This is a genomic window from Nostoc sp. DSM 114161 (assembly GCF_052692665.1).
In genome coordinates this window covers 1,324,056-1,346,221 of record NZ_CP195141.1, presented here as the reverse complement: position 1 = coordinate 1,346,221, position 22,166 = coordinate 1,324,056, and the positions used below count along the sequence as shown (strand labels likewise).

The window sequence follows — 22,166 nt, the reverse complement described above, 5'->3', positions numbered from 1 at the left end:
CCCTTAGAATGAGTAGGGTGTATTTAGATCTGTAACAAATATTTATGCCTCCTCGTTGGCCTCGCAAACCCGATCGCAATGACCCAGAGTATCGCAAAATCGATGACCGAATGAATTTTGCCGTGCATGTGGCGATCGCTGCTACTATTAATTCTGGATTGTGGTTCTTCCACAAGTTGAAAGGCGCTAGTTGGGAGTGGCTGCCTTGGTTAACTGTTAGTTGGCTAGTAATATTGTTGGTACATCTAATTTATATTGCTGCGATCGCCAACTATACCGAAACTCCACGTAAATCCACCTGAAGATGGACTGCTGATGCTAGGGCGATTGTAACCTGTGGCAGTAGAATCAGCCTCGTTAATTGAGCAATAATGTAAATAAGCCTGAAATTTTGCGCTCTTTCTCAATATAGGGTTATTTTTATGGCTAAGACTAACACCACAGAATTACTAGAAGCCCTAGCAGCCGAAATTGGCGAGAATGTCTATATAGACGTTGCTAAATGGCATCTTTATTTATCTAATGCCAAACTGCATACAATCGTTGCTGAAAAACTATATCCTTTAATTACTTCCAACTCTGTTAGTGAAGACAAAGTGACACAAGTGTTGGAATCCATTCCAGTAAAAATTGGCGGCGGCAAACGCGAACTGCCTTTGATAGATTTGCTGCCACTACAATCTCAAGTAACTTTAGTAGATATTTTGGAAAAATATCTACGCGAACTTTAATCGCTAAAACCAAAATCCTATTTTAGGAAAACGGAATTTTAGAAATCAGAATTCAGAATTTGGAATAAATTCTGTAACTTTGGCGAGTTTGGATTGAGACTCGCTACAAATTTTCATGCAAACTTATTGAGGTTAGTTATATGCTCTTACAACTGAAAGATACTGGCGAGCTGGTAAAAATTTTGAAAATTGAAGAATTACTCGATCCCAATACTGATGTTGTTCATGCAAAAGACCAAGAAGGTCAGGAAGAACAGGAACCTGATTCTTTTAAAAAAGAAAATCTCATTTTTCCTTCTGGCGAAGATTTACCACGCTGTTGGTTAGATGCTGATTACCGAAGTGCCAACGGTTAATTAACTTAAAATTGTTAATACAAAAAATCAAGGGTTTGGAATTAGGAACGTAAGCGTGTAGGCGAGCAAAACTCCTATACCTCGACGCAAGCTTCCATCTACCTCTCCCCGCTTTGAACTGAAGTTCAAGTCCGTCCCTCTCCGACTCGGAGAGGGACGGTTTTGCGTAGTAAAAGCAGGGAGAGGTTTTTTGATTGATTTTCAACCTAGAGATTTTTAAGCTTACTCCTTGTTGCCTGGTATACAAGCTCCTAGACCTCAATATACAAAATTTTACAGTACAAATGTACTGATTTGCTGCTAAAATGCCTTACAAGTCAGCTAGCCTTGTTTGAGGTAGTATGAAAAAAATCCAAGACAGCTACAAAAAGCCTATTCCAGCCAAATCGCTGTTGCAGTCGGCATCTGTGAATACTGCCATAGTGCCACTACAACCGCAAGAGGAAAAAATCATCAGCGATCGCGAACGCTTAGTGGCGCAAGTTGAACGCATCAACCGGATGGCAGGGGAGCTAGAAGCAGCGATACTAGAGTTGAAAGCGATCGCTAACACGCTCAACACTCAAAAACATTGCCCGCTCATCAAGCCGAACCAATATAAAAATATTTGTCAGTATTTGGCAGTCAGCGTGCCTTGGGTAAGAAAAAAATCAGACCAGTCTTTTATTTTGACAACGCGAAGAGTTGATTTATTCCGAGCAGAAAGGGAAGCTGCACTATTAGCACAGCAACTGCGTCAGCAAACCAAAAAAAGATTAGCGTCCCAGCGACACAGAAAAAATAAGGCTGAGGCTGATATAAAACGATTCTTCAAAAAACATTAGTCAACAAATCTTAAAGCGATCGCCATTTAAAGGTAATCCACCTCTGAGGTTGTAACAGTTATGCTGATTGAAGTGGTAGAAGGAAAAGATGCTGTTTTATTACCTAATACCACAGAGAGTTGCTAATTGCTACCAGTTATGGTATCAAAAAGCACATCCGCCCTCAGATTTGCACTTGTGTAAAACCAGGCGCAACATCAGGGACGATCGATCGGTGCTCAAAAGGGGTAAAAAGAAGGTGTTAAAGACACTTTTAGTGATTGCCGTTGGTTTTTTACCGTCCCTGTTTTCCCTGTGGGCGATCCGCAAAACGCGATCGCGAGCGCGTTTGCGGATGAGGCAAGCAGCCATGAATTTTCCCAGGATGCGGCAAGGACAAAATTTCACATCGCCTGAAGGCGATCGCTATTATTTAGAAGGGGTGGGTTACCTGATTGGCGACATCAGCTGCAAGTTTAATGCCCGATCTGGCTACATCCGCTGTGCCGTGAATCCCGACGGGCCATGTAACGGTTGTCGTCACTACGAGCCAAAAGAATTAACCAGTAATGAAAAAAAGATTTGATAGTTTTGATAAAAAGGTTGTTAAGTGTTGACTGTTAACCGTCAACAGTCAGCGTGAAATCCCATTTCCTTTTCGGGGCGGGATGAACTTAACCCCTGATACCCAAATTAACTGAAAAACTAACTTCTTACCGCATTCCCAGGTTGAACCAGGGAATGATAAAATCATGGGCTACTACAATAACTTGTATTCACAAACACTTTGAATATTTGTCTTTGTATGGTCAAATAAAAATGAGCAAGAATTCAATACCCAAAACTTGAAAGTCACAATTTCTAGCTAGTCTAGTATGATTTGTGTATTTATTCATCTAGTATTGTCCTGATTCTTGAACTCTTGTAGTTCTTGAATTATAACTTCTGAATTTTGGCAAAAATGATTTAATATAATTCTTGCAAAAGCTAAAATCTGCCTTATATTGTTTGCAGATTCTAACCTTTACTTTTAAGTTTTCTGAACCTATCTGATAACTAGATAATTATTTAACGATGAAAAAAACTTTCTTTGGAATAACAGCATTATTATCAAGTTGCGCTTTGCTACTGACAGGCTGCGGTGGCGACAGTACAACTGTGACAAATTCTCCAAATAATAGTTCAAATAGTAATACAAATAACACTGCAACTAACGCTACAGCAAATACAGGTACATTATCAGGTGCGATTCCCATCGGCATTGCGGTTGCTCAAACTAGCAATGTGGCATTATTGGGCCAAGAACAAGTGGCTGGAGTTAAAATTGCCGAGAAGTATTTTAATGCTAAAGGTGGTGTCAACGGCACTCCAATTAAATTAGTGTTTCAAGATACTAGCGGTGATGAAGCAGGAGCAATTAACGCTGTTCAAAATTTAATTAATAAAGATAAAGTTATTGGCATTGTGGGACCAACTTTATCACAGCAAGCCTTTAGTGCCGATCCAGTTGCCGAACGGGCGAAAGTACCAATTATTGGCCCATCGAATACTGCGAAAAATATTCCGGAAATTGGTGATTATGTAGCTCGTGTTTCTGCACCAGTTTCTGTTGTAGCTCCTAATTCGGTGAAAGCTGCACTCAAGCAAAATCCCCAAATTAAAAAAGTCGCAGTTTTCTATGCTCAAAACGATGCATTTAGCAAGTCAGAAACGGAAATTTTTCAACAAACTGTTAAGGATCAAGGACTGGAATTAGTAACAGTCCAAAAGTTCCAAACTAGCGATACAGATTTTCAAAGCCAAGCTACCAATGCAATTAACCTTAAACCAGATTTGGTTATTATTTCTGGTTTGGCTGCTGATGGTGGTAATTTGATACGACAATTGCGCGAGCTAGGTTATAAAGGTTTAATTGTTGGTGGGAATGGTCTAAATACATCGAATATATTGCCAGTTTGTAAGGCACTTTGTGATGGCGTATTGATTGCTCAAGCCTATAGTCCAGAACATCCTGGGGAAATTAATGCGGGATTTCGCAAAGCCTATACAGAGGAATATAAGAAAGAACCACCCCAATTTAGCGCCCAAGCTTTTGCAGCCGTGCAAGTTTATGTCGAAGCACTAAAAGCTTTAGATAACAAAAGCAAAGTTAATAAATTACAACTACCAGAATTACGGACGCAATTAAATAAAGAAATACTTGCTGGAAAATACAATACACCGCTGGGTGAGATTGGTTTTACTCCCGTAGGTGAAGTAGTGCAAAAAGATTTTTATGTAGCCCAAATCAAAATGGAAAAAGATGGAAGTCAAGGTAAATTTAGTTTTTTGAAATAGTTGCTACATGAATATCAGTCTATTTTTGCAGCAATTATTAAACGGCTTATCCATTGGCAGTGTCTATGCGATTTTTGCCTTGGGATATACCTTGGTTTATTCTATTTTGGGCATTATTAATTTAGCTCATGGGGCGATTTTCACCTTGGGTGCATATTTTACCTATGCACTTATGGGTGGTAACTTTGGATTTAATGGCTTATTAGCGAATGCAGCTTTGCCGATAAAATTACCATTTCCTATAGCTTTGATTTTAGGAAGTAGCTTGGCGGGATTGGTTGGGGTAGTGATGGAAAGAGTTGCTTTTCAACCTCTGCGGCGTCAAGGTTCCGATCCTTTGCTAACTGTTGTTTCTAGTTTGGGAGTAGCAGTGGTAATTGTGAACTTAATTCAGTATTTAGTAGGCGCAGAAAGTTACACTTACCCAGCAAATACTTATGGGAATTTACCACCTTCTATTAACTTTGGGACTCAAGACAAGCAAATTCCCATTCGCACCGTTCAGATAGTAATTTTTGCTGTATCAGTAGCGATTGTGGCAATTCTCAGCTATTTTATCAATCGCACAAAATATGGTAAAGCAATGCAGGCGATCGCAGAAGATCCAATTACTGCTAGTTTATTAGGAATAAATAGCGATCGCTTTATTGTTTTAACATTCTTTATCAGCAGTTTCTTAGCAGGATTAGCAGGCACTTTAGTCGCTTCTAGTGTTAGTATCGCCGGGCCTTATTTCGGCATTGCCTTTGGTTTGAGGGGTTTAGCAGTAATTGTCTTGGGTGGTTTAGGTAGTATTCCCGGCGCAGTTTTAGGAGGATTGCTCATTGGGTTAGTTGAAGCTTTCGTGCCAGCGGAATATTCCGGTTACAAAGACGCTGTAGCCTATGGAATATTATTTATCATGTTGTTAGTTAGACCTCAAGGTTTGCTAGGTCGTCGATTTATTCAGAAAGTTTAAACAGACGTAGCACTATGAAAACATACGCCAAACAAAAATTAACTTTTGATGATTTTGTGGAACATTGTCCAGAGGAAGGTTTCTATGAATTGGTGGATGGAGAAATTGTAGAAGTGCGTGCAACTAGAAATCACGATGATGTCGCTGATTTTGCAGCTGACTCTTTCAAAGATGAAATTAAACGTTTAAATCTGAATTACGTAGTAAAAATCACAGCAGTTTTGAGAACTATCACTGCTAATGGAATAGAACAAGGGCGCAAACCTGATGTCAGTGTGATAGATAAAGATGTATGGCGCTCAAATCGTTCTGCTTATTCTGCACTTGAAGAACCTATCCAGTTAGCTATAGAAGTAACATCAACTAATTGGGAAGATTACTACATTGATAAATTAGATGAATATCAACGTTTAGGTATTACAGAATATTGGATTATAGATTATTTGGCAATTGGTTCAAGGGAGTATTTGGGAAATCCTAAAGTTCCAACTGTGTTTGTTTTTCTACTAGATGCTGAGGGGAAATATCAACGCACACACTTTAGAGGTTCTGAACGAATTGTCTCACGAACTTTTCCTGAACTAGCACTAACAGCAGAGCAAATATTAACAGCTTAAGAATTAATCAAAGTGATAGCTTAATCAAAATATTTTACAATGGCTGAATTTTTTTCTACTTATGAATCACCAATAGTCTACATGGTATTGGAAGCTTTATTAGGATTATCGCTTTATTTACCATTGATGGCTGGACAGTTGTCTTTGGCTAGTCCTGGATTTTATGCTTTAGGTGGATATATTGCAGCGATTTTATCTACAAAAGTTTTCCCATCTAGTAATAATTTATTTCCAATTCCATTTCTTTTATTAGAAATGTTAATTGCTGGTATAGTTTCTGGGATATTAGCTGTAGCAGTGGGAATTCCCGCCTTACGATTGCGGGGAATTTATTTAGCGATCGCCACTATTGCTTTTGTAGAAGTATTGCGAGTTGTATCTTTAAATTTAGATATTACAGGCGGTGCTGTAGGGATTTTTGGTATTCCTCAACCATTCCAAAGCCAACTTGAATATTTGTGGATTGCTCTGCCATTACTATTAATTAGTATGGTATTATTTTACCGTTTAGAACGTATTCGCACGGGTAGGGCATTCATCGCCATTCGTGAAGATGAATTAGCCGCCAGTGCAATGGGAATCAATCCTACTTACTACAAAGTTTTAGCATTTACCTTGGGAGCCATTCTTGCCGGTATTGTGGGTGTAATTACCGCTCATTTTCTCAATACCTGGAATGCTCGACAAGGTACTTTTGATGCCAGTATTACCTATTTAACCATTGTGTTAATTGGTGGCTCAAGAACTTTTTTAGGTTCGGTGGTAGGTGCGATCGTATTGAAAGTTTTATTAGAAATTATTTTGCGAAGAATAGCTGATATAGGGGGATTGCCTATTTGGTTAGCTCAATTTTTACGCGATGGAAGATTAATTATTTACGGTTGTTTAATCGTCTTAGGGACTATATTTTTCCCCCAGGGATTTGTGACTCCAGATATTTTGAAAAAATGTAAAAAGCAATTCCTAAATTTATTTTTTAACACATCAAAACAAATAAGTTAATCATATGAAGACTAAATATAATTATGTTGTAATTGGTGCTGGTTCTGCTGGTTGTGTTGTTGCTAATCGATTGACGGAAGATGCGGAAACAACTGTGTTGTTGCTGGAAGCCGGAAATCCGCCGAATTTACCGGAACAAGAAATTCCTCTAAGCTGGACAAAACTTTGGGGTACAGAGGCGGACTGGGCATATTCTACAGAAGAAGAACCCTATATTAATAATCGTAAAATCTATTGTCCGCGTGGGAAAGTTTTGGGTGGCAGCAGTGCGATCAATGCCATGATTTATATTCGAGGCAGTCGGTATGATTACGATCGCTGGGAAAAGTTAGGCAATGTTGGTTGGAATTATGAAGATGTGTTGCCGTATTTCAAAAAATCTGAAAATCAACAGCGAGGAGCATCTGAATTTCACGGAGTTGATGGATTTTTGAGTGTCACAGATCCCATAACCAAGAGCATCGTCTCACAAAAATTTGTGGAAGCTGCTGTTGAATTGGGTTATGGATACAATCCAGATTTCAATGGCGCACAACAGCACGGAGCCGGATTTTATCAGTTAACAATTAAAGATGGCAAGCGCCATAGTACAGCAACGGCGTTTCTACTACCAATTTTGCAGCGTCCCAACTTAACCGTTACCACTGGTGCATTAGTTACCAGGTTATTGTTTGAGGGAACGCAAACCGTAGGGGTAGAATACATCCATCAGGGAACGATACACCAAGTTTGGGTAGAACAGGAAGTGATTTTAAGCGCTGGCGCCATCGATTCGCCCAAGCTGTTGATGCTTTCTGGGATTGGTAAGGCAGAACATCTCAAGAGTTTGGACATTCCTGTGGTTGTTGATTTACCTGGTGTCGGTGAGAATCTCCACGATCACCTCTTAGTGAGCGTTGCACACGAAGCAACCCAGGATATTCAACCCGCCCTAACCTCTAATATTGCCGAAGTTGGATCGTTTGTACATAGTGAAGGTCGTTTAGATGCTCCGCCAGATTTACAGTTTTTCTGTGCACCTGTTTTTTGGACACATCCTACTTATGCGCGTTCTGTGTCGGGATTCACTAGTGCAGCTTGTATAACTAATCCCGAAAGCCGTGGTAGTCTTAGCCTGCGTTCTGGTTCACCCAAAGACCCACCGATAATTCGGATGAACTATTTGCAATGTGAATCTGATTGGCAAAAGCTGCTCACAGGAATCAAAATTTGTCGGCAAATATTCCAATCAAGTGTATTTGACGAATTGCGAAGAGAGGAAGCAGCGCCTGGTATTGATAATAAAACTGATGAAGGACTTTTAGCTTATATCCGGGAAACCTGCGATAGTGTGTACCATCCAGTGGGCACTTGTAAAATGGGAACTGACCGTGATTCGGTGGTCAATCCGGAACTAAAAGTGTATGGTGTTGCGGGCTTGCGTGTAGTAGATGCATCAATTATGCCAACAATTACTACGGGAAATACTAATGCACCAACAATTATGATTGGTGAAAAAGCAGCCGATTTGATTAAAGCCGTAGCTCAATGACAAACAATGTTATTTTAGAAGCTAAATCACTCACTCGCCGCTTTGGGGGTTTAGTGGCGGTGAATAATGTCTCTTTTACAGTCAATCAACATGAGATTTTTGGATTGATTGGCCCTAACGGGGCTGGGAAAACAACACTGTTTAATTTAATTACAGCTTTTATTCCCCTTTCTAGTGGAGAATTACGCTATCAGGGTGCTAATATTTCCCAACTCCGCCCGCATCAAATTGCAGGTTTAGGTATCGCTCGAACTTTTCAAAATATTCGCTTATTTGGTGAATTATCAGCGTTAGAAAATGTAGTAATTGCCCGACATTTGGATAATAAAAGTAATGTATTAACAGGAGTTTTGGGGTTACCGCAAGCGCGTCGTGAAGAGAAAAAAACCAGGCGAAAAGCTTTACAATTATTGGAGATGGTGGGCTTGAGCGATCGCGCCGAAGAAAAAGCGAAAAACTTCGCTTATGGTGACCAACGCCGCTTAGAAATCGCCCGTTCTCTAGCCCTAGAACCGCAAATTTTACTTCTGGATGAACCTGCTGCGGGAATGAATCCTAATGAAAAACACCAACTGAGTGAATTTATCCGCAGTCTGCGAGAACAATTTAATTTGACAATTGTGCTGATCGAACATCACGTACCATTAGTAATGGGTTTGTGCGATCGCATTGCTGTTTTAGATTTTGGACAATTGATTGCTTTGGGCGAACCAGCTATAGTTAGAAACAACCCGGCTGTAATTGAAGCTTATTTGGGTAATGAATGATAGAGGAGAATTCAGAATTCAGAAGTCAGAATTTAAACAACCTTTGATACTAATGTTGTGTACTTGCTGTAACTAAATTGAGAATTACAAAAACTGTTGTAATTCGTCAATCGTGTTTGCAGTTACAATATGCCGTAAAATGGTTTTTAAACGCTCTAAATCTTGAATCTGCTTCAATTGTGGCATCAAGTTTAAGCCGCGATCGCCGAATTTAAACTGTAAATTAATTTCAATAGCAGAAAGTATTCCTTGCAATTCCCCGCGTGCTTCTCCGCGTGCTTCTCCAAGGGCTTCTCCACGTGCTTGCCCTTCGCGTAAAATTTCTTGATACCAAGGTGACTCACGTAATACAGTCATATCCCACCTCATGATTTCTTGAACAAGCGTACTTTCTAAAACAAACGTAGCAAAAAAAGCTAGGACTGTTTCCAGTTGGTTTAGTTGTTCATCGGCACGGAGAATTTGCAATGCTTCTCTAATAATAGATTCATTTTCACCACCTTTGAGAATAGGTACAAATGGTAGTAAAGATGGTAAGGGTTGTTGAAAAGCAATATTAACATCAATTTCCCACAGGTTAATTACCCGATAATCTTGGATTGCGCGTAATCCAGCAATATTTGATGTAAAGCTTGTGGGTATTTAGTTATTACCAGTTTTAAGAATGTTAATAAGAACGGGGTATGTTGGTAAGTTATATTTTTCTTCTGCAAGTGCAGTATAGGCACGCATTCGACGTGGCATTACGGATTGATAGCGTAATTGCAATTCATTGAGAAGTAAAAACTCTCCATGTTGGGGACTACTAACACGGATTAAAACATCAGTTTCCCTGCTAATCCACTGAAATTCATTATTTAAAATTTCCCCAGCAACAATATTAGGAATCTGTGTTACCCATCTCACCCAGTTATTCGGTGCAAGGCTGACTAATTTTTTGGTACTGACATCAGCAGGCTTCGTCATTTGCTCACACAGAGAAAATTTTTATAAACTCGTCTAAGGAATTTACAGCGATCGCACTATCCATTAAAATTTCTAATTGCTCTACACTTTCGCTTTCAAGCCTTGCTTCTAGTTCTTGAGGAATTTCGCCAAAACGTCGTCGTAATACTCTGATTAACTGCTGTCGCGCACCTTGCTGAAGACCCAGTTGAATACCTCTTTGCTCAATTTCTTGATACCAAGGTGATTCTCGCAATACTGCCATATCCCACCTCATGATTTGTTGTACTAAAGGTGTGTCTAACACAAAGCTAGCAAAAAACGCCAGCAAAGATTCTAATTGATCTAACTGTGCATCTGCTCGCAATATTTGTAATGCACGTCGCACTACCGATGCTTCTCCCCCTCCTCGCAGGATGGGTACAAACGGTAACAATGACGGTAGTGGTTGCCTAAAAACTATTTCAGCATCGACTTCCCACAAATTAATCACGCGATAATCTTGAATAGCACGTAATCCCAAAAATTCCTGCTCGTAACTACTGACAATAGTTAAGCTGGATGGGGGCGGTAAGATGTTAACGAGTACTGGGTAAGTTGGTAGTTGGTAGCGTTCTTGTGCTAAAGCAGCATAGGCTCTCATCCGTAGAGGCATGTGTGCTGTGTAACGCAACTGTAGTTCATTTAGTACTAGAAAATCTCCATGAGTAGGGCTGTATGCTTTCACCAAAACATCAGTTTCCCGGCTAACCCATTGAAACTCCGAACCAAGAATTTCTTTTGCCACGACTTCGGGACACTGTGTTACCCATTGTACCCATGCATCGGGAGCTAAATTAATTAATCGCTTGCTACCAATATCTGCTGCTTTTGCCACAGGACAGTTAATATTACTTATTAGTAATTAAAGGTATACCACAAATATTGGAGTATTCTGGCGTTGGTTTTTTACTTAATGCAGTATCTACGACGGGATGCCCCTGCGTACTGTTTGAGGAAACCTATGATTGATGTATGTTAGGTTTTAAATCAAGATATTTATGGATCTAAACTGCCGATGAACGCTAATAGTACACCAAATTATACAATTTTAGAAATTCAAGAACTTGATGTAAATTATGGCGGGATTCAAGCGCTGAAGAAAATTAATTTAATTATAAAAAAAGGTGAGGTAGTTACTTTAATCGGTGCTAATGGTGCTGGGAAAACTACTACACTCAGGGCTATATCGAAAATAGTTAATCCTAAAAGTGGTGCAATTATCTATGAGGGACGAAATGTTACCCGCCGTCAAGCTCATGAAGTTGTGAAACTTGGTATTGCTCATTGCCCAGAAGGACGGAGAGTGTTAGCGCGGCAAACAGTATTTGATAATTTATTTTTGGGTGCTTATATTCGCTCGAATCAAGCAGAGATTAAAGAAGATATTGGGCGTCAATTTGAGCTATTTCCACGTTTGTCACAAAGACGCAATCAGCTAGCAGGAACCTTGAGCGGTGGCGAGCAACAAATGTTAGCGATCGCTCGTGCTTTAATGAGTAGGCCAAAGCTATTACTTTTAGACGAACCTAGCTTAGGTTTAGCACCTGCCATCGTCCGGGAAATTTTCTCAATTATTGAAAATCTGCGGGCTACAGGTGTGACTATTTTATTAGTTGAACAAAACGCTAATCTGGCACTACAAATTGCAGATAGAGGTTATGTTTTAGAAGCTGGTTCTATCACTTTAACAGGTGCAGCATCAGAATTAATTAGTGACGATCGAGTGAAAAAAGCTTATTTGGGATGATTAATTAAGGCACTGGAAAATTCTGATTTTTAATAAATAACAAAATTTTCTATGACGCTAATTTCTTCGCTCGCTATTTTTACCTGGAAAGCTTCTCCGATACGTGCAATGAAGGGTTGGAGTTGAATATAAGTAGGACTTTCTAAGTCTATTTTGTAAGGAAAGATATGTTCGGATTCATCAATGATTGAGAGTTGTAATGAAGGCAATTCTTCGGTGTCAATTGCTTCTAGACGCAAGGAAATACGTTGGCGTTGCTGGTCTTTAGGTATAATTTCAGCAATCAGTAGAATATTTTTTGAGCCTAAGTTAATGGCTGTAACTAGCGTACTTATAGAAAGACTACGAGTTACATAAAATGGAAAAGTTTCTGAGGAAATATCTTTGACAGTTTCCTGAAATATCTCAGCAATATTGGTGTTTTTTAATTTATTCAATAAACCTGGTTGCTGTGTTATATCTTCTGTCTGCTGTGCAGCTTTAACAGCATAAATATGTTCGATGAGAATATCTAGCGATCGCAGTTCATCAATCGCTATATTTACTATTTCTTGTTCGCTCGCTTGATTTACAGGTAAAAAACCCATAAGTTCAACTTCCCTGAGGAGATCGTTAAACTGTATGCCAATATAACCAAGCAAATTTTCTGTCACTTCCAACGATAACTCAAAGTGTGTTTGTCCTGGTAAAATTGGACAGCACACTAATCTTTGATTGATGTCTAGTAAAACTAAATCAGCAATATCAGATATAATATGATTAGATAATTGCCAGCAATCACTTTGCTCTAAATTTGTATGAATTCCAAGGTATTTTAAATAGCGATGTACAGCATAGACACTTAAAATATTGAGGTAAACTTGCTTTCCTTTTTCAGATGTCAGTTGTTGAACCGCAAATTTCTTAGCCAACTGATGTGCTTTTCTTGATAAAGGAACTGTAGATTTATGCATTTTTGCCTCATTCATAGTAAGTAATCCTGCTCCAATCCAGAATTAAAAGCAACTTGTTGTAGATGTGATTGAATGTTTGACCAATTTCTTCTGTAGTGTGCGTAGAGGGTTTGCTCCGAAACTCCAAAATCTTGAGCGATCGCTCGCTTTGTTTCTGGTTTATCTTTTAAATAAAGTCGCTGAATAATCACTTGAAAATTACATTCAGGATTGTTTCTTAAATGTGCTTTTCGCAAGACAAAATCAGGATCTTCATCAATATATTCTTTCAGCTTTTGAGCTATAAACCTGATATTCTGCTGTTGAATTTTTTCAATGTAGCCTTCGAGTCCCTCTAAGCGTGGAGGTTCAAACCCAGTTTCAGATATTACTTCCTTAAAGCTAATACTCATACTGTCTCCATTGAGTTGTGTATCGAGACTAATACCTTGATTTCGCTTATTTCTAATATCTTTTATTCTCCAATGTAAATTTCCGTTAATCCAACGTACCAAACTGACAGCTAGCGATGGTGGATGTTCTTCAAAATCTTGAATATTTCTCCCCAGCCAATCCCAAATTTGATCTAAGGCATCAAAATAATCTTGGTGGCAAGATTGATAAAATCCTGGTAGCTGTTGTATTTTAACTACGAGCAAAGAAATGGCCTTGGCTCGTTGCGGACTATCTAAAGACAACTCTGAAGCTTGTCCGATCAATTCTCGAAGCTCTTCATCCATAGCAATTTATGCCTTTTGTTAGCCTCATCATGCAGACCTCTACAATTTCTCTCAAGCAATTTGGGAGAATTTATGCATAATGAAGAATTCAGAATTGATAAGGCTTAGATGCTCGAACCTGCTGTTGGCTCCAAGAAGAACTTAGTAAATCTTAAGTAGGGTGCGTTAGGCTCAAGCCGTAACGCACCGACATACAAGATGGTGCGTTAGGTGCTGATATAATAATTTTTTATGAAAAATAATCTCAAAATACGCGCCTAACATACCCTACAACATTTTTATTTTTACTTTATAAATAGCCTCTTAGCTCCATAAATAACTTAGAAAAAAGAGTTAGACAATTTTGGATTGAACGAGACTACTCTAAGTAGAAACTTGAAGATTTGAAGTTTGGAATTAAAGTTAAAGAGAATCGTATGTTGGGTTAACCTCCGGCTTGCTACGTTCCTTAACCTAAGCACACAGCTAAAATCTCAATTTTGTACAGTTAATCTAAAATCTAAAATTGTTTGGCCTCCTATAAATTGCTCAGTTAATATCTGAGCAGTTATGCATCAAGCTAAATGCATACAGTTCAAGAAATGTGAAGTAGACAAACTATGTCTCAAACCCAACGTTCAAACTGTTTTACTTTTAACTTCTGAATTGCGCCACTGATAGATAATTTTTCCAAATAAATCATATTATTAAAAATTATTACGATTTTTGTCATATATTAATATTTGCAGCCCTGCTTGCAGATATCTATATTTGTTTAGCGGCGAATTCTATTCGCGAAAATATTTAAACCCATGAGTCAAATAGTTTGGATCGCAAGACACGCTAACCGCCTCGACTTCGTAAATCCTGATTGGTTTCTCACCGCCGAACGACGCTACGATCCACCTTTGTCTGATGATGGTACGATCCAAGCCCAGCAGTTAGCAAAGCGTTTAAAAGGAGAAAAGATAGCTCATATTTTTGCTTCACCCTTCTTGCGAACCGTACAAACAGCAAACGCGGTTGCAGAAGTGATGAATTTGCCTATCAAACTCGAAACAGGTTTGAGTGAATGGCTAAATCCAGTTTGGATGACAGAAGAACCCAAAAGACTCTCGACTCCAGCCTTAGCGGAATTATTCCCCAGAATTGACATTGGCTACACTCCGCGTATCGCCGTCAATTATCCTGAAACTCACGAAAAAGTACGGGAACGTTCTGGACAAACCGCCAGATGTTTAGCCAATGAATTCTTCCCAGAAAATATCTTGCTAGTAGCGCATGGCGCATCTGTGTTGGGCGCAGCAATGGGTTTAGTGGGGGAAATTGCCAAAACGGAAGTTAAAGCTTCCTTATGTTCTTTGGTAAAAGTGGTACGTCAGGAACCAGAATGGTTATTAGAACTAAAGGGAGATACTTCCCATTTAACTCACATAGAAGAAGTTATTCGATTTGCCTAAATCGTCAGATAGGTATTTAAAATCATGGCTTTCGCTATGTTAGGTATATCCTCCAAAAAAAAGTATAAATTCGTCAATAAATTCTATGACTTTGCTACTTGCGGGAGATATCGGCGGTACGAAAACTATTCTGCGATTGGTTGAAACATCCGATTCGCAAACCTTACAGCCTATTTATCAGGAAAGTTACCACAGTGCAGATTTTCCAGATTTAGTACCGATAGTGCAGCAGTTTTTGGCTAAAGCTAACACATCATTACCAGAGAAAGCTTGTTTTGCGATCGCTGGCCCCATTGTCAAAAATACTGCTAAATTGACGAATTTAGTCTGGTTCCTCGATACCGAACGCCTACAACAAGAGTTGGGTATCCCACATATTTCTTTGATTAACGACTTCGCCGCCGTCGGGTATGGGATCTCAGGTTTACAACAACAAGACTTGCACGTGTTACAGCCTGGGAAACCTCAACCACAAGCCCCCATTGCCATTATTGGTGCTGGTACTGGCTTAGGGCAAGGATTTTTAATTAAAACGGGAAATTACTATCAAGTTTTTCCCTCAGAAGGCGGACACGCTGATTTTGCCCCCCGTAACGAAATCGAGTTTCAATTGTTGAAATACCTGCTGGGTAAACATGATATCCAGCGCATTTCTGTAGAACGGGTGGTTTCCGGAATGGGAATTGTGGCAATTTACCAATTTTTGCGCGATCGCAAATTTGCCAGCGAATCACCAGACATTGCCCAAGTCGTCAGAACTTGGGAACAAGAAGCCGGTAAGGAAGAGAAAAGCGTCGATCCTGGTGCCGCCATTGGTACAGCTGCACTCCAAAAACGCGATCGCCTTTCAGAACAAACCCTGCAATTATTCATAGACGCTTACGGCGCAGAAGCCGGGAATCTCGCCCTCAAACTCCTACCTTACGGTGGCTTATACATCGCTGGGGGAATTGCGCCCAAAATCCTGCCATTAATTCAAAACAGTGATTTCTTATTGAATTTCACCCAAAAGGGTAGGATGCGTTCCTTGCTGGAAGAGATACCCGTGTATATTATTCTCAACCCACAAGTTGGTCTAATAGGTGCTGCTTTGTGTGCTGCTAGGTTATAACAGCTGGCATCATCAGTGAGATTAGCATCTCAAAGGCAAAAAATATGACAATTAAACGTCTGTTGCCATTCATCGCCGCCACATTTATCTGTGGCGGATCTGTTTTGGTGGAAGCGCGTCAACCCAAATCACCTGCATCAGTTGTCAAAACAACTCCCAAACCAACTGTTAAACCAAAGGCCAAACCAACCGTTTCTCAACCCGTACAACCAAAATGGAAATTATTCACTCCTCCAGATGGGCGGTTTAGTATTTTGATGCCGGGAAGACCCAACAGAGAAACCCAATTCCAAAAAACTTACATGGGGGAAATTAACTTAGAAATATTTGTCGCTCAACCACCAAAACAAGAAGTAGCATACATAGTTACTTACAATGATTTTCCTTACAGCTATGGACAAATGTCTGACCCCCAAGCTGTACTCAACGATGCACGGGATATGGCTCTGAAAACTACCCAAAGTAATTTAATTAGTCAACGAAATATTCGGAGTTCAAATAATCATCCCGGCAAAGAAATTGAGTATATCAATTCTGGAGGAAAAATTACTAAAAGTAGAATGTATGTTGCCGAAGGCAGATTGTATCAAGTAATGGCAATAACGACGAAAAAGCAGCAAAAGACATTAGCTAAAACTATTACAGGATATTTAAATTCCTTCCAAATAGTTTTGAAAAAGTGAAGTCAAAGGTACTGAGAACTGGGGATTGGTGATTCGGTGCCAAATCAAAAAATTCTGGTGATGGCTTTTAGGCACACCAGAATTTAAAAAGTTTTTCACAATATAATATTGAGTGCGATCGCTTATAGCTGGAAATAGTGACTAGAGATAAGGGTTAACCCTTGTGTGTACGGAGTGTGGAATTTTCCCGCAATTGACTATGTTAGAAGCAGGGACTGGGAAAATATTATGAGTGAATTGCAGACGCCATTAGTAACTGACACTTGGATAAAAGCCACTTGGGATGAATATATTGAATTAATAGAAAATCCCGCCTACGAGAAAGCCAAGGGCTACTACTACAATGGACACATGAGGATTGAAATGCCACCACTCGGTCATGACCACGCCTGCGATAACACAATTATTGCTTTTGCTGTTAACCTTTTTTGCACAATCAAAGGCATCCTTGCCAAAGGCTTAACTAACTGCACCTACCGAAAAACAGGCTTTAATGAAGCTCAACCTGATGTGTCTTACTACATTAGCGAAAATGCTAATGTTATTCCCTACGGAACTTCTATTGTTAGCTTAGATATCTATCCACCACCAGATTTAGTAATTGAAGTTGCTAATACTTCCCTTGCTGACGACCTCGGTAACAAACGGTTACTATACGAAGATTTAGCAGTCAAAGAATACTGGATTTTAGATGTCCAAAATGTAGAAATTATAGCTTTTGCCATTGAAAACCAAGGTAGTAGAAGAATTACAGAATCTCAGATATTGCCAGGATTAGCTATTTCTTTATTAAACGAAGCATTACGGCGAACTCGTCAAATGTCTCAAAGCCAAGTTGGTGCTTGGTTATTGAGCCAATTTCAACAATAATCCTTTCATGCAACTAAGGTGCAAGCCAATGCAACAAAGGTGTAAGTCGATGCAACAAAGGTGCAACCCAATGTAACAAAAGTGCAAGTCGATGCATCAAAGGCGCAAGCGAATGCAACAAAAGTGCAAGCGAATGCAACAAAGGTGTAAGTCGATGCATCAAAGTTACTCTTTGATGCATCAGTTTTGCTCTTTGATGCAACTAAAGTCGGCGTTGGATGAATCGAGATGATTAAAGCGTTACAAAATTAGCGGCAGTCAGCGTCGTAGTGTTAATACCCGTCAGCGTCGCCAAAATTTCATTCGTGGAAGTGACTTTGATATTGTTACCAGAGAAACTTAATTGCCCAAAGCTCAAACCATTATACAATCCAATCAAATCGCTACCCTTAGAGAAATCAGTAATGGTATCAGTACCTTCCCCAGATGCAAAGGCAAATATATCGTTACCGTTACCACCAGTGAGAATATCGCTGCCAGCACCACCATAGAGTAAATCGTTGCCATTACCACCAGAGAGGTAATCAGTACCGCCACCACCGTAGAGGGTATCGTTGCCATTACCACCGTTGAGGGTATCATTACCCGCGCCGCCATCCATCAGCCCATCGCCATACAAGATGTCGTTGCCATTACCACCGTCGAGGCTATCGTTACCCGCGCCGCCGTAGATGGTATCGTTGCCATTGCCGCCGTTGATGATGTCGTTACCAATAGTGCCAATCAGGTTATCCGCAGAATTACTGCCATTACTGTTAAGACCGACAGCCACACTCACCGTACCAGTGTCAGTCAGGCTACCATCGCTGAGGGTGTAATTAAAGCTGGCATTCCCAAAAAACAGAAGATTTGGGGTAAAGGTAACGAAATCATCTGCACTGTTGTTGGCTGTACCGTTATTATTCAAGACAGCAGTACCGTTGGTAGCACCGCTGACACCAGTGATACTGAGGGAGGTGCTATCAATATCGCTATCGTTGGCTAGTAGGGTCGCAACTGAAATGTTGACGCTAGTACCAAAGAATGTGGTAGCAGTATCATCAACAGCAACAGGGGCATCGTTAACAGGGGTGACAGAGAAACTCTGAGTTTGTCCGGTTAAAGTTGCTACACCATCAGTCACATCGTAGCTCAGATTAACTGTGCCATTAAAGTTGGCATTTGGAGTAAAGGTATAAGTCCCATTATTGTTATTTACCAATGCACCGTTAGTAGCAGTTAAGTTGGTAACTGAGAGGGTATCACCAGTATCTACATCCGTAAAACCTGCCAATAAGTCAGCCGCAGTAATTGTGATAGCTGTATCTTCTGGTGTGTTGCTTAATGTGGCTGTGGGTGAACCTGTAGGTGCATTGTTATTCTTAAAGAACAGGGTATCGCCAACACTATTATTTACAAAAGCATCCAAGTCCCCATCGCCATCGATATCGGCAAAGGTGGGTACAGCATAATCTCCTACATCCGCCAGTCCGAAGGGATTGGTGTCTTCAAAGCTGAAGGCGGGAGTCGTGGCAGTTCCACTGTTGCGGTAAAACAGGGTATTGCCCGGCCCATTACCCACAAAAGCATCCAAGTCCCCATCCCCATCAATGTCAGCTAAGCTGAGGAAGGAATAAATTCCCCCATTCGTCAGTCCGAAGGGGTTGGTGAGGGGGGCTGCAAAGCTGGGACTATTCGCAGTACCCGTGTTCTGGTAGTACACGGTATTTCCATAATAATCCCTCACGAAAGCATCAAGATCCCCATCTTTATCGATGTCAACTAAGGTGGGGTCGGCATAAAATGTTACATCCGTCAGTCCAAAGGGGTTGGTGAGGGGGGCTGCAAAGCTGGGACTACTTGCAGTACCCGTGTTCTGGTAGTACAGGGTCGTTCCATAAACATTCCCCACAAAAGCATCAAGATCCCCATCCGCATCAATGTCAGCGAAGGTGGGATTGGCGTAAATTCCGACATCCGTCAGTCCGAAATTGGTGGCTTCCAGGGTGAAGGTAGGTGCAGTGCTAGTTCCGGTGTTGCGGTAGAAAAGGGTATTGCCATCATTCTTACCCGCAAAAGCATCTAAGTCCCCATCTCCATCAATATCGGCCAAGGTGAGTATAGTATAAATTCCTACATTCGTCAGTCCAAAGGGGTTGGTAATTGGGGTGATAAAATTAGGATTAGCCATGTTAGTTTTCTCCTGTGTCAAATTTACGGTTAATAAACTTATTTGTCTGTCGCACTTCCCCTACTCCAGTTAAATAGGGAGTCAGGTGTCGCTCGACAAACTTCAACAAACGCGGATAACGGTAAGAAACCGAACCCGTGAGATAGGGAACACCACTATGAACTTGACGACGAATCGCTTCAGCTAACAGGGAAACCCCTTGCTCCCGCTTCTCAAATGCTTGTGCAATTGAAAAATTGGTGTAGCGAATTGTGTCAGGTGCAATCCGATGGGTTAACACCCAACCAATTACCTCTCCCTGATAACGCAATCCCAAGCTATTTAAGGGTTCTAAGCGGTGTGCCTCGACATTAGGCGGCAGGGATAAACCGGCATCTAACCAAGAAAACACCTCAAAGGCTGGAGGTAGGCGATACTTGTTTAACCAAGGGGCTTGGACAATTTTTTCTGTGGCGGTTTTGCCAAGCACCAAGTTAATTTGGGGTGGTTGCCAATGTAGCTTAGAAAGTAGCGGTTCTAAAGCTACATTGGTGAGTGTACTGGTTGAATAGCTGAGGATGATTTCAACACATCCCTGTTGCGCTAATTCTCGTTCTAAATAGGCGAGTAAGCGAGTGCCAATTCCTTGATGACGGTATTCGGGTAAGACGAATAGGGAGATGATTTCGGCTTGTTGGGGGTTTAAACGTTCGCTGATGGCAAAGCCGACTATTGCACCGTCTAGGGAAGCAGAAAGCCCAGTTAATTCGCCTTGGGGCGATTGAGTTTGCCAGCGTTTTTGCAGGCTGGGATAGGTAAGGCGATCGTAGGCTTTGGCGTTGCTGCTGTTGAGGTGATACACCCGTTGGTAACGGATTTGCTCTCTGCTTGAAAAGGCTGCCTCACTACTAGTCCTGAGATTACCCCACCCTAACTCTCTTTGATCTTCGGGGGAATTAAGAGGGGTAATTTGTTGTGTGGGTAAACCAGCGATGGGGGGGGTTGCACCTAAACTAGGACGTTTGGCAGTGGGTTTGGTGGTGACAATGCCGCCACTGTTGGGAAATCTGACTAATCGCTGAATTTCGTCTGACTGTAAACCAATTGCTTGAGGTTGTAGCACCCCAGGCAGAACTACAACATCGAATAGTTCTTCTATTACTCCCTGAAAATATAGCCAGTGCAGGGCTGTGCCTGTCTGCAAGTCAATTACCATTAAGCCACACTGGGGGCGATTTCCTTGGGAACTTAAGCGTTTTTCTAGGGTTAATCCGGTAAAAGTCTGGGAACGTAGTTGAGATAGTCCCACAAAAGCGAAGTTTTGCCAAAAGGCTAATCCACGTACAAATCCAGGGCAGAAGGCGATCGGATGAAATTGACGCTCCTCAATGTAGCCTAATTCTCCTGTGCCAGAATTGAGTAACCATAATTTCCCCTGATACCAACGGGGAGAATGGGGCATGGATAAGCCTGTGGCGATGATTTCATTTTGAGCAACGTCGATGACGACTCCGCCATCGACGCGATGATTACGCCACCCGGCAGCTGTATCTGTGGTACTACAGGCAGTGACATAAGCGGGTTTGCTGGATACCATTGCTAACCCATTCAGATGACAACGATCTTCGGCGACGAGTTTGGAAATAAAGGGCGGTTGCCAAATGGGGACAAAGTTGTAGTCTGGGCTGAGGGTGGCTAAACAACTAAAGTCGGTATTGACAAAAATCACTTTTCCGGCATCGTCTAAGATTACTTCATGGGCGTTGACATCTCCTGTGGTGTAGGCGGTGCGAGGGCTATAGAGGCGATCGCATTCCCCATACTTTTCTCCCGCCTCTAGGAGATTCTCAAAATGCCAGAGTTGGTAACGGCTACTCATGTAGAGGCTATTTCCAGTAGCATAGAGTCCCATCGGCTTGTCAAATAACCTCTCGTGGAATTTTAAGCGCCCATTGGCTTGAGTGCTAAGGAAAAAGAGACGGTTAGTTTGGTAGGTAGTACAAGCAACACTCAGATTCTGCTGTGCTAACCAGGAGGTGAACTCTGGCGAGGCGGTAATTTCCAAGGAAGGATTAGAATGACGGTTCGATGTTGTCTGCATTATTGAGTTTTCAAAGCGTTGTTCAAAAACGAGTAACAAGATCGTGAAAAATCTGTCTTTTGGCTCGAAGAGGGTTGTAGGCTAGGGATCAGTTGAGGCATCATTTTTTAATTAGGCAATTGCCCAAGTTTTGCTGTAGCGAAATGGATTATAGAGCGATCGCCCCGATCGCCGCATCGGACAAAGATCCAAGTTTTGACTAGGATCTTTGTCCTATATAATTAATACTTATGTGAATTATGAAAGAGCTTAGGCGTAAGCCTTGTCGTAGCGAAAAGTCGAGCCAGTGCGTTCCTGTCGCCTTG

At 41.0% G+C, this 22,166-nt stretch carries 21 protein-coding genes and 1 pseudogene; 16 read left to right on the top strand and 6 right to left on the bottom strand.

Going from position 1 to position 22,166, the window contains the following annotated elements:
- Positions 1-44: 44 nt before the first annotated feature.
- From NSTC745_RS05810 to NSTC745_RS05760, 11 genes are all read left to right on the top strand, one after another.
- A complete protein-coding gene (locus tag NSTC745_RS05810; RefSeq protein ID WP_445636299.1) occupies positions 45-302 on the top strand; it encodes a hypothetical protein in 258 nt (85 codons plus the stop codon).
- 120 nt (positions 303-422) lie between these two features.
- On the top strand, positions 423-731 hold the full coding sequence (locus NSTC745_RS05805; RefSeq protein WP_445636298.1) for a DUF3181 family protein: 309 nt from the start codon (positions 423-425) through the stop codon (positions 729-731).
- Between the two features lie 140 nt (positions 732-871).
- Positions 872-1,087, top strand: coding sequence for an acetyltransferase (locus tag NSTC745_RS05800; RefSeq protein WP_445636297.1), 216 nt, complete (start codon positions 872-874; stop codon positions 1,085-1,087).
- Between the two features lie 341 nt (positions 1,088-1,428).
- Positions 1,429-1,911 carry a hypothetical protein gene (locus NSTC745_RS05795; RefSeq protein ID WP_445636296.1) on the top strand — a complete coding sequence of 161 codons (483 nt, stop codon included), beginning with the start codon at positions 1,429-1,431 and terminating at the stop codon, positions 1,909-1,911.
- A 238-nt stretch (positions 1,912-2,149) separates the two neighbouring features.
- Entirely contained in the window at positions 2,150-2,476 is a 327-nt protein-coding gene (locus NSTC745_RS05790; protein WP_096535698.1) for a DUF6464 family protein, read from the top strand.
- A 488-nt stretch (positions 2,477-2,964) separates the two neighbouring features.
- Complete coding sequence (locus tag NSTC745_RS05785) at positions 2,965-4,227, top strand: ABC transporter substrate-binding protein (protein WP_445636295.1); 1,263 nt, start codon at positions 2,965-2,967, stop codon at positions 4,225-4,227.
- Positions 4,228-4,234: 7 nt separating this feature from the next.
- A complete protein-coding gene (locus NSTC745_RS05780) occupies positions 4,235-5,185 on the top strand; it encodes a branched-chain amino acid ABC transporter permease (RefSeq protein WP_445636294.1) in 951 nt (316 codons plus the stop codon).
- Between the two features lie 14 nt (positions 5,186-5,199).
- Entirely contained in the window at positions 5,200-5,802 is a 603-nt protein-coding gene (locus tag NSTC745_RS05775; protein WP_445636293.1) for a Uma2 family endonuclease, read from the top strand.
- Between the two features lie 39 nt (positions 5,803-5,841).
- Positions 5,842-6,804 (top strand): branched-chain amino acid ABC transporter permease, encoded by a 963-nt coding sequence (locus NSTC745_RS05770; RefSeq protein ID WP_445636292.1) that lies wholly within the window; start codon positions 5,842-5,844, stop codon positions 6,802-6,804.
- A 4-nt stretch (positions 6,805-6,808) separates the two neighbouring features.
- A complete protein-coding gene (locus NSTC745_RS05765; RefSeq protein WP_445636291.1) occupies positions 6,809-8,335 on the top strand; it encodes a GMC family oxidoreductase in 1,527 nt (508 codons plus the stop codon).
- Complete coding sequence (locus tag NSTC745_RS05760) at positions 8,332-9,102, top strand: ABC transporter ATP-binding protein (RefSeq protein ID WP_445636290.1); 771 nt, start codon at positions 8,332-8,334, stop codon at positions 9,100-9,102. Before NSTC745_RS05765 ends, NSTC745_RS05760 begins: the two co-directional genes overlap by 4 nt.
- A gap of 84 nt (positions 9,103-9,186) precedes the next feature.
- Here NSTC745_RS05760 and NSTC745_RS05755 read toward each other — a convergent pair.
- Together NSTC745_RS05755 and NSTC745_RS05750 are read right to left on the bottom strand one after the other, a co-directional pair.
- Positions 9,187-10,068 (bottom strand): annotated as a pseudogene (locus tag NSTC745_RS05755) (Rpn family recombination-promoting nuclease/putative transposase).
- 4 nt (positions 10,069-10,072) lie between these two features.
- A complete protein-coding gene (locus tag NSTC745_RS05750) occupies positions 10,073-10,924 on the bottom strand; it encodes an Rpn family recombination-promoting nuclease/putative transposase (RefSeq protein ID WP_445636289.1) in 852 nt (283 codons plus the stop codon).
- A gap of 180 nt (positions 10,925-11,104) precedes the next feature.
- On the opposite strand from NSTC745_RS05750, the gene NSTC745_RS05745 reads away from it, so the two are divergent.
- Entirely contained in the window at positions 11,105-11,836 is a 732-nt protein-coding gene (locus NSTC745_RS05745; RefSeq protein WP_445636288.1) for an ABC transporter ATP-binding protein, read from the top strand.
- A gap of 29 nt (positions 11,837-11,865) precedes the next feature.
- Here NSTC745_RS05745 and NSTC745_RS05740 read toward each other — a convergent pair whose 3' ends face one another.
- Positions 11,866-12,804, bottom strand: coding sequence for a DUF1822 family protein (locus NSTC745_RS05740; RefSeq protein ID WP_445636287.1), 939 nt, complete (start codon positions 12,802-12,804; stop codon positions 11,866-11,868).
- Positions 12,801-13,508: a hypothetical protein gene (locus tag NSTC745_RS05735; protein WP_445636286.1), complete on the bottom strand. Its 708-nt coding sequence runs from the start codon at positions 13,506-13,508 to the stop codon at positions 12,801-12,803. Before NSTC745_RS05735 ends, NSTC745_RS05740 begins: the two co-directional genes overlap by 4 nt.
- A 791-nt stretch (positions 13,509-14,299) precedes the next feature.
- On the opposite strand from NSTC745_RS05735, the gene NSTC745_RS05730 reads away from it, so the two are divergent.
- From NSTC745_RS05730 to NSTC745_RS05715, 4 genes are all read left to right on the top strand, one after another.
- Positions 14,300-14,947 carry a histidine phosphatase family protein gene (locus tag NSTC745_RS05730; RefSeq protein ID WP_445636285.1) on the top strand — a complete coding sequence of 216 codons (648 nt, stop codon included), beginning with the start codon at positions 14,300-14,302 and terminating at the stop codon, positions 14,945-14,947.
- 85 nt (positions 14,948-15,032) lie between these two features.
- Positions 15,033-16,058, top strand: coding sequence for a glucokinase (locus NSTC745_RS05725; RefSeq protein WP_445636284.1), 1,026 nt, complete (start codon positions 15,033-15,035; stop codon positions 16,056-16,058).
- Positions 16,059-16,102: 44 nt separating this feature from the next.
- The gene (locus tag NSTC745_RS05720; RefSeq protein WP_445636283.1) at positions 16,103-16,741 is read left to right on the top strand and encodes a hypothetical protein; all 639 of its coding nucleotides are present in this window, start codon (positions 16,103-16,105) and stop codon (positions 16,739-16,741) included.
- Positions 16,742-16,969: 228 nt separating this feature from the next.
- Positions 16,970-17,611, top strand: a complete 642-nt coding sequence (locus NSTC745_RS05715; RefSeq protein ID WP_445636282.1) for a Uma2 family endonuclease — start codon at positions 16,970-16,972, stop codon at positions 17,609-17,611.
- A gap of 232 nt (positions 17,612-17,843) precedes the next feature.
- On the opposite strand, the gene NSTC745_RS05710 is transcribed toward NSTC745_RS05715, so the two are convergent.
- Together NSTC745_RS05710 and NSTC745_RS05705 are read right to left on the bottom strand one after the other, a co-directional pair.
- Positions 17,844-19,781 carry a cadherin-like domain-containing protein gene (locus NSTC745_RS05710; protein ID WP_445636281.1) on the bottom strand — a complete coding sequence of 646 codons (1,938 nt, stop codon included), beginning with the start codon at positions 19,779-19,781 and terminating at the stop codon, positions 17,844-17,846.
- A gap of 1 nt (position 19,782) precedes the next feature.
- Complete coding sequence (locus NSTC745_RS05705) at positions 19,783-21,861, bottom strand: TIGR03032 family protein (RefSeq protein WP_445636280.1); 2,079 nt, start codon at positions 21,859-21,861, stop codon at positions 19,783-19,785.
- Positions 21,862-22,166 lie beyond the last annotated feature (305 nt).